Annotated in this window: 6 protein-coding genes; 2 read left to right on the top strand and 4 right to left on the bottom strand. The window is 43.9% G+C overall.

Annotated elements, in window-relative coordinates:
• Window positions 1–16 precede the first annotated feature (16 nt).
• Genes CFT61_RS06955 through CFT61_RS06945 form a run of 3 tightly spaced genes read right to left on the bottom strand, consistent with a single transcriptional unit; the run spans window position 17 to window position 4629 of the window.
• Complete coding sequence (locus tag CFT61_RS06955) at window positions 17–1495, bottom strand: DUF6850 family outer membrane beta-barrel protein (protein ID WP_142990586.1); 1479 nt, start codon at window positions 1493–1495, stop codon at window positions 17–19.
• 39 nt (window positions 1496–1534) lie between these two features.
• Window positions 1535–1912 (bottom strand): hypothetical protein, encoded by a 378-nt coding sequence (locus CFT61_RS06950; protein WP_089543731.1) that lies wholly within the window; start codon window positions 1910–1912, stop codon window positions 1535–1537.
• Window positions 1909–4629, bottom strand: a complete 2721-nt coding sequence (locus tag CFT61_RS06945; protein ID WP_089543730.1) for a TonB-dependent receptor — start codon at window positions 4627–4629, stop codon at window positions 1909–1911. The genes CFT61_RS06950 and CFT61_RS06945 overlap by 4 nt, the downstream gene beginning before the upstream one ends.
• Window positions 4630–4761: 132 nt before the next feature.
• On the opposite strand from CFT61_RS06945, the gene CFT61_RS06940 reads away from it, so the two are divergent.
• A complete protein-coding gene (locus CFT61_RS06940; protein ID WP_089543729.1) occupies window positions 4762–5610 on the top strand; it encodes a nucleotidyltransferase domain-containing protein in 849 nt (282 codons plus the stop codon).
• A 287-nt stretch (window positions 5611–5897) separates the two neighbouring features.
• Entirely contained in the window at window positions 5898–7199 is a 1302-nt protein-coding gene (locus tag CFT61_RS06935) for an ATP-binding protein (RefSeq protein WP_089543728.1), read from the top strand.
• A gap of 420 nt (window positions 7200–7619) precedes the next feature.
• On the opposite strand, the gene mobV is transcribed toward CFT61_RS06935, so the two are convergent.
• A complete protein-coding gene (gene mobV / locus CFT61_RS06930; protein WP_254918897.1) occupies window positions 7620–9149 on the bottom strand; it encodes a MobV family relaxase in 1530 nt (509 codons plus the stop codon).
• Window positions 9150–9161 lie beyond the last annotated feature (12 nt).

Here is a 9161-nt window from a genome sequence, read left to right as displayed (position 1 = left end):
CTTTAGAAATTATACTTTAGAATGTGATACCAAGAGCCAAATGCAGATGGTGCTGGTGTTCGTTTTCAGAACAAGTTATCCAATTTCCACCTAATTCGGCAAACAAGCCGATCTGTGAGCCTGATAGCCGATAATCACTACGTATCTTAGCAGAGAGCATTCCATAGTCAGCTTTCTCAAACTGGTACTGATGATTGATCATGTCCTGGAACGAAGCCGTCATATTGGCATAAGGCATGACGATACCAGAACTGACGTTACCATAATAGGCTGCCGCCATGTCCACAGTAAGGGCCACAGTTCGGGAGAGATTGCGCATCCACTGTCCACCCAATCTTCCATAAATCTTAGCAGCCTCCATTTTGCGTTCAGGATAGACATATCGCTCACGATTGCTCCAATATCCGATCTTTCCATTCAAGCACCATGTACCAGAGCCACTCCCCCATCCGTAAAGTCCTCTGAAATAGGAATCTATAAGATAATTCTTATACTTCGTAAGTTTACCGATAATAGGATAATATTGGGCAGAGGACTTACCTATGATATTCTCATCACCACTACGTTTAATTAAAACAAGATTTCCATCTAAGGCTACCTGACGGGTCCCTCCCATGTGCTTCCATCCCAAGGAGACTTCTGCAGAATGATAAAACAACTGGGTTAAGGGTACGGAATTCAAATCGGCAAGCATACGTTTATATTGCCGTCTCCAAAGCTTGGCATGACCATAAAAACCAGTTTCGTTCAACGGATTGGCATCCAGATTTATTCCATATCCTCCACCTTTATAATATAAGGTGCGTTTATCTCCGGAGAAACGACTGTACTCTGTTCCCAATCCTGTCATTTGAAACTCTGGTATAACACCCAGTTCCCGATAGAAATCCACATCATTGGTCTGCTTGTATACATTCCCTTCTATACCGGCAGCCCACTGGTATTTCCCGAAATCATAGGCAGTACCAAGGCGTAGGGTCAGATCTGTGACAATACCTCGCATTCTCGGGTCCACATCCCGATATTCATGTTCTGCTCTGAAAATCGCTTCAATACCGAGTTGGGATTTTCCCTTGCTAACAGCATATCCGCCCTGAAAACCATACCGTTCACGATGTGTGTCACCTCCTAGAGTATCCGCCAGAATATAAGGATTCAGCAAATCATAATCAGAAGAAGAATTCCAGCTGACCTGATATTGCTTTCCCGTCATGTAAGATGCTGCCCCCCAAGCAGAAGAGTGGTTGCTCAAGCGAAGGAAGGTTTCAGCCTTGGCCTCAGAGAGGAAATGCCCTGTTCCCTTCTGCAGTACAAAAGGATCAGATTGATGCAGGTAATCCATCTGGACATACACTTCAGAATAAGGCAGCGTGAGGCTAAGCCCATGAATGGCGGGATTTTGCCATGCTGTCTCCTTCTGCCAGTTTTTCCACGTAGCATGATGCTCTATCCTGGCAGAATCTGTTACTGCAGATCTTCCAGTAAACCAAGACACACAGCATAGAAATAATATGAAATATCTCTTCTTCATGATTTACATCCAAATTATGTTCAACATCGCTTCATTATGTCCTTCCTTTTCTAATCCCACATAATCGGTACTTGCCCTGAACATCCTGACGTAGGTTTTACCTGAAGCGTCATGATATTGGGCAGTACCCTCTACCAGGATAGCATAAGAACCCCGAAGAATACTGGCTCTGGCTATATTCCTTTCAAATGATGATACGGTGAAAACCTGGGTGGTATTCAGATTGGTAAGACTTACCGTACCCTGGACCCTGTCGAGAACGATATCCGTTTCTCCCTGCAACACGATGGAAGCTTCGGCAAACAGGGAATCTTCATCCTGATGACAGGAGGAAATGATAAAACCACAGGTCATCATACATATAATCAACAATCTCTTCATATCTTTACATTCATTTCTAATCCAAAATAGGGAGTTACATGACGACGGATCGTTACTCCATTGTTTTCATATTCGGGAGTATAATCCAACAGTTTGTTGCAGAACAGAGCTACATTCAGTTTCTCATCAAAGAGTTTCTTTGTTACCTTGAAATTGACATTCATGGCAAAAGGTACTCTGTATTTGAGATAATAGCTGTCGTTATAATCCCTGATCAGATACTTGAGATAAGCATCATTTTCATCACCTGCTTTCCACTCATGCATCACACCGTCATTATCCATATAGCTGGTAGGATAATTACTCACCTCTTTACTCTGTTTCAGCGTATACCATAGGCATTGGGCGGATATTGAGAAGCCCAACTTCAACTTGGGGACATCCGTATCTAACGTGAAATTGGTATTGAGCATTTCATTCATATTGCCTCCATCATGTTCATAATACCCCACATACTGTATCTGCTTACTGCCGATAACAGCACTTGGGCGATAAGTCTCTACCACAGAATTACGATAAACCGTGCGGAACCATGCTCCGTTGATGGTGAGTCTGGTGAACAGTTTTTCTATTCTTCGGGTAGCAAAGGTGTATTCCACTCCCCGTTTGAGAGTCTGACTGCCATTGGTGTAATAACTGTAGCCCCTCAGTTCCTTACGTTCCTCAAAGGGTAATCCTTCCAAAGAAGGTGGAGCCGACAGTGCATCGGCATCAATTCCCGATGCATCATACCACCTATATATATAGGGAGCATAAGCCGTCTGCAAACGGAAGCCTGAAGTCATATTCTCCCTAAAAAGTGTGACAGACAATCGATTGCCTCCTATATTAATGTCAGTACTCACCTCCCATTTGAAATTACGTGCTGGCTTCAGATTCTGATTGGTTGCATCTATCACATACGTCATCAGGTTGATACGGCGATACGCTGGATTCGTATGGTAATAATTCAACTGGGTTAAGTCCAGATATACAGGATCAGGGTAAAGCTGTTCCAAAGTAGGCATTTTGGTATGTTCACCTATTCCACCTGCTATCCGGATAAAGGATGGTAGCTTGCCAATATTGAATTTCGGAAAAGTCAAGCCGAGATTGATACGGGGATCCCAGAAAAACTTACCATGCATCTCATAATTATTGGGCAGATTCAGCATCTGCGTACCTCTTATACCAGCTACCAGTTCAAGAGAATGACCAGCAAAAGGCAATGTCAACTGTTCCTCAGCATAAATTCCCCACTGTTGGTTGGAAGGTATTGAAGAAAGATTTCGGGGACGGCATGACATGGAACCTGCATAAAGAGGGCGGGTTACATCATAAATCTGCCCCCGTCCTTTATTTTTGTCGTAATTCCAATCGGTGCCTAACAGCAAGGTATTGGAAACCACAAGAGAAGGAACCTGGAATTTACCATTGACCTTAGCATAAAGATTGAGCGGCTTTCCTTCTACATCATGACAAGCCACATATTTATAGGGAAGGATAACACCATCATGAACCCCTTGTGTAGTTGCTGTAGCTGCCACTGTCTGGCGGGTCAGCTGTACCAGTTTGGTTCGCTTGATAAGGTCATACTCATAAGAGGCTGACAAAGTCAGATCCAGCGACTTAAACCAAATGCGCTTCTTGGGAGACAGACTTACATGTGAATTAAATGCATATTTATTATATTGCGATTTATAAGAATCTTCCGCCTGATTATTGAGATCCGGGTCAACTTTATCATTATCAAAAGAACCGGTATAATCGAGATTGGATGAAATCTTCCAACGGTAAAAATCTGTCAACCAAGTTTTTCCGAACCGGGCAGAAAACGTCAGTCTCCTGTAATTTTCAAGCCGGTTTCTTGGATCCGCCTTCGCATCGAGGTAATCAACACTGAGATTGAGGGTCATCTGCTGGGGAGTCCATTCCAATCCTTTTGCAAGATAAAAGAGTTTGCTTCCCATATCTGCTTTCAGACGGGCATTCCAGTCATTTCCACCTCTCCTACGTTCTATTTTCACCAGACCACTTGTCAAATCGCCATATTCTACCGATGGAATGCCACGTACCACCTCTACTTTCTCGATATCATCGGTAGAGATGCTACGCATATCCACTCCGGCATTCATATTTTCTCTGGATGTTGTTGCTGCATCCCAAGACCCAGCCACATATTGCATATTGGCATTGGTACTGATGGGAGCTCCATCTACTACAAAACTCGTTCCGAGGGAAGTGGTAGTATATCCTGAAGGACTTCCGGCTTCCCGAATACGAATCGTATTAGGGCTACTCAAATCAGGATCTTTGGAACGTCCACCAGGCAACAGTTCGAGAATGTCCGTAAAACTTGAAGGCTGCAGGTGCTCCATGGCATGCTTCTCGATAACAGAAGCAGAAGCCAGACTCTTGGACTCCTGAGCTGTAACCACTACTTCACCCACTGACTTGATTTCCGGTTCCATTTCATAGAGAGCCTGGTTTAACTTACCTAAATAGTTTTTGTATCCTATATAAGTAATCTTAAGAGATTTACCTGCATTGGCTGCATCTATGGAAAATCGCCCGTTAATATCAGTGATAGCTGCCACTTTCTGAGAACTACCCACATACACGACAGCACCGATAATCGCTTCATGAGAATCTTTGTCCACAACTTTGCTAGACATAGATTGCGCCTTTCCCATCAGACTCACCTCAAAAAGCATCATAAGCAACAGGATATGTTTCATACTAAACTTTTAACTTATTTTTTTGGGTGCAAAGATACGACAAAATTAAATTGTTCACAATACCTAAAAATAAGTAATATATGTATCAGTAAATGTACATTCATATAATACTAATAGATTAAAAAGAAAGAAATGATGGAACAAAACAATAATCAGGCAGAGCAGTACGCTAGCCAGGAAAGAATCAGCAAACACCTTCGGGAAATCGAGGAGCAACACCACATCAAGATACTGTATGCCGTAGAATCCGGCAGCAGGGCATGGGGCTTCTTATCTCCTGACAGCGATTGGGATGTATGCTTCATCTATGTCCATGAACCAGAGTGGTACTTCCATATCGAAGAGCAAAAAGATACCATCGAGCAGATGTTCCCTGATGAAACAGACATGTCCAGCTGGGATCTGAAGGAAGCCCTGCGCCTCTTCAAAAGCTCCAATCCTTCACTCATTGAATGGCTCCACTCTCCTATCATCTACCAAACGGACGAAACGTTCATCAACGAGATCCGCCAAATGGAAAATCAATATTTCAACAAGGAGAAAGCCATGTTCCACTACAACCATATCTACAAGAAGCATAATGACAGATACATCAAGGACTATGGACTGCCATTGAAGAGATTCCTCTACTACCTCAGAGGTATCCTTGTATGTAAATGGTTGTCTGACAAAGGCACCATTCCTCCTGTAAGATTCACAGAACTGGTGGAAGCCACCGTAGAGGATACTGACATGAAAGCAAAGATCGCCCACCTGCTGGAACTCAAAAAGAGAAGCAATGAACATAACCTGGAACCAGTAGATGAGCAGCTCTTCGCTTGGGCACAGGAATGGGCAGAGTTCTACAACCAAAAGGTAGAGCAACTTCACCCGGAGAAAAAGACCAGTCATGATGACAAGCTCAACAAGCTGATGTACGATACAGTAAACAGAATAACCACGGAAATATCCAACGCCACATCTGTACTGCTGCTCAAATAGTAAAATACGAAAAGACTCAAAGCCACATACCTGCAAATAAACAGAAATGTGGTTTTGAGTCTTCTTGTTAACCTGAAACTTAAAAGCAACCAGACCTGAACTGAATTATTGACCAATGAAAGGCTGCTAAGACAACAAAAAGCAGAAAGTCCCTCATAAAAATGTACGGATAGTCACAAAAGTCCCTCATAAAAGTGTGTTAATCTTTCAAAAAGTCCCTCATAAAAATGTGATATATTTTGCTATTTCATTAATTTTCAGTATTTTTGCAGTAAAAAAAGCAATATATGGAAAGATTTATCATGCAAGACCTCATTGCTTGGAAAAACAGAGAGGATAGAAAACCCCTTATTCTGTTGGGAGCAAGACAGGTTGGCAAAACTTATATCTTGAAGGAATTTGGGCAACGTGAGTTTGAAAATGTGGCCTATATAAACTGTGACAACAATGCCATGGCTAGGGATTTGTTTGCTTCAGACTATAATATAGATCGCATCCTTCTCACCATCGGAGCTATTACAGGTGTTAATATAGAAGCCGGCAAGACCCTCATCATCATGGATGAAATACAGGAGTTGCATCGTGGACTTGCCTCGTTGAAGTATTTCTGTGAAAATGCACGGGAGTATCATGTGGCAGTAGCCGGTTCCCTTCTCGGCTTGGCTCTTCACCAGGGAGAATCTTATCCTGTGGGAAAGGTTAACACATTGGAAATGTATCCGATGACTTTCGAGGAGTTTCTGTGGGCACGCGGTTTCAAGCAGCGCATGGATCTGCTGCAGCATGGAATGTGGGATGTGGTAAAATCGCTTAGAACACTCTATATTCAGCATCTTCGTGAATATTACCTTGTTGGCGGTATGCCCGAAGCTGTAAATAAGTTCATAGAGACCAATGATGCAAATGCCGTAAGGGAAGTGCAGGAAGAAATTATTCGGGCCTACGAAAAAGATATTTCCAAGCATGCCCCAAAAGAGCAGGTAGTAAGAATCAACCAGATATGGAACTCCATCCCTTCCCAACTAGCCAAAGAGAATAAAAAGTTTATCTATGGTGTTGTAAAACAAGGTGCCAGAGCTAAGGATTATGAGTTGGCCATCCAATGGCTTATAGATGCAGGACTGGTATATAAAATCAGTAGGGTGAAGACTTTGGGGCTTCCTCTGAAGATTCATGAGGACATCAGTGCCTTCAAATTGTATCTCTTGGATTGTGGACTGCTGGGGGCTATGAGTAAAACACCACCAGCCTTACTTCTGCTGCCTAGCAATGACAATACCGGGAAGGGTGATTTTACGGAAAACTTCGTTTGCTGTCAGCTGGAATCGCTGCGCCAGATTCCTATATATTATTATAGTAAGGAAAACAGCCAGTTGGAACTTGACTTTGTCATTCAGGCAGGAATGCAGGTCATACCGGTAGAAGTGAAGGCTGAGGAGAATCTACAGTCAAAGTCTTTGAAAGCGACTATAGCCAAATATCCCGGCATGAAAGGCTTGCGCTTTTCGATGAGCGACTATCGGGAACAGGACGATATTACCAATGTACCATTATATGGAGCAAGAGGATATTTGGAAACATACATCTGAAACAATTTTCGGTAGTCTCTGCCGCCCGGTATCAGTGAGCAATCAAAAGAGAGTCCGTAAAAAACAGACTCTCTTTTAATACTGAGCTCCTTTAAACCAGTCCGCTTAAATCAATGGAATATTTGGTAGGCAGCTTCTGTTCTTTCTTGATAAACATCAGCATGTAAATTAGGAAGATAAGTGGGGGATGTCAAGTGAACTGTGTCCCCCAGCTGTTCTCTTACCAGTACAGAGTTATGCTGCATGACACAGTTCACTTGACATACCCAAAAGACTACCAACATCTTGCCTAATACCTTTTCTACTTACAAGAGGCAAAAAACAGATAGCTGTTCGGCATGAAAGATGACCATACATCTCCCAAGCCGAACAACTATCTAATGATTCATCATCCAAAAGGCAAGAACCTGAATCTAAACTCTATCGCTTTCTCTGCTGCTTCTGTGCAGGGCGCATCATGTGAAGGGCCATGAAGAAACAACGCTGACGGAAAGCCAGGTCATCCTCATCATCCCGTTTGCCCCATCCAGTACCAGGGCTTCCACCCCCACCACCGGATTGAGAGATCCTGGTGGCAGCATCCAGATAGCCCAGATAAAGAGCAGCCGCGATGGAAGTAACCTGAGCAGCACAGTCCATGATGGTTTCTGCTATGGAACCATCAAAGAGAATATCTCCTGCCCGGAGCGCCACATCTCTGTGATCAGAAGGAAGTGAGGAAAGGAAGTCATTATACTTTGCAGCCCGACGTTTGGCATCTGTAGCCATCATCATGTAGCCCATCTGCTGCATCTCCTTGACGGTAGTCTTGCTGAGAGAAGGAACCTCCTTCTGAAGCTTTTGCTGAACCTCCTCAAACTTCTTCTCTGCCGAGTGGGTCTTTGACTGCAACTGGTCAAGCTGGCTCTCTGCCGTATGGAGCTTTTGAGTCTTGTCGGCAATTTTCTCATCCACTTCCCGAAGTTCACTGTGTATCTTCTCAAGACGCGCCTTTGCCTCCTCAGCACTGATCTTGCCCGATTCACGGTCTTGATTGAGCTGTTCGACCTCCTCCAACAACCTGCTCTTCTTAGACTCCAAATTGGTAATCATGGTCTGAAGAGCCTTGAAGCGGGCTGTGGCATGCTTGATGTCCTTCTCCAAACCACTCAAGGTAGCCTGCTGCTTTTGGATAACCCCCTGGTTACCCTCAATGGTCTCAGAGAGCTGCTCGTTTTCCTGCTGGAGCTTCTTTCTCAACTCCTGATGATATTGCTCGATGGTACGATGCCTGGCTCCGGTTTCAGCCACCCTGTCACCACGTTCCAAACCATAGGAGAGATTGATCTGGGAGATTTCATTGTGAAGTTCGGTCATCCTCCTGCTATACGCCATCTTGCTGTTTTCCTCTCCCACCATCACCTTTCGCCATGAAAACTTATTCTGCTCGGTAATAGGAAGAAGCGTACAATGAATATGGGGATTCTTCTCATCCAGATGGACTATAAAGGCGGCGATATTCTTTTCACCATATTTTTTACTCATAAATTTATACATATCCAATGCCCAGGATTCAATCTCAGGCATTCTCCTGATATGCGCATTGTCAGAACCAGGTTCCAGATTCACCTCTTGAGAACCAAACGCCAGGCGGTGCATCTGGTCTCTGGAACCGCCCAAAATGATGTTTGCCACAGTCCTGTATCTGGCCTCCGGCAAACCCTTATTGGGGTCTAATACCCCCCGCTGCTTCAATATCTTCTTGATTCTTGAGGGAATGGAAGACTTCTTGTCTACCGGCACGATGATGCCTCCCGGCCCCACTTCAAAGTTGAGCTTTTCCCGGGATGGATCATAATTGCCACTCCACTTCTTCAATCTTTCGCCAGTGTTGGCATTACGCAGATGCTCGTTGCTCTGGGAAGTGGTCATGCCTTTACCTGCATGTACGTCCAATACTTGCTTAGCCATAAAAACTGAATT

This window comes from Segatella copri (assembly GCF_002224675.1).
Lineage (GTDB): Bacteria > Bacteroidota > Bacteroidia > Bacteroidales > Bacteroidaceae > Prevotella > Prevotella copri_U.
Note: the sequence above shows the minus strand (reverse complement) of the source record. Positions and strands in the feature narration are given on the sequence as shown.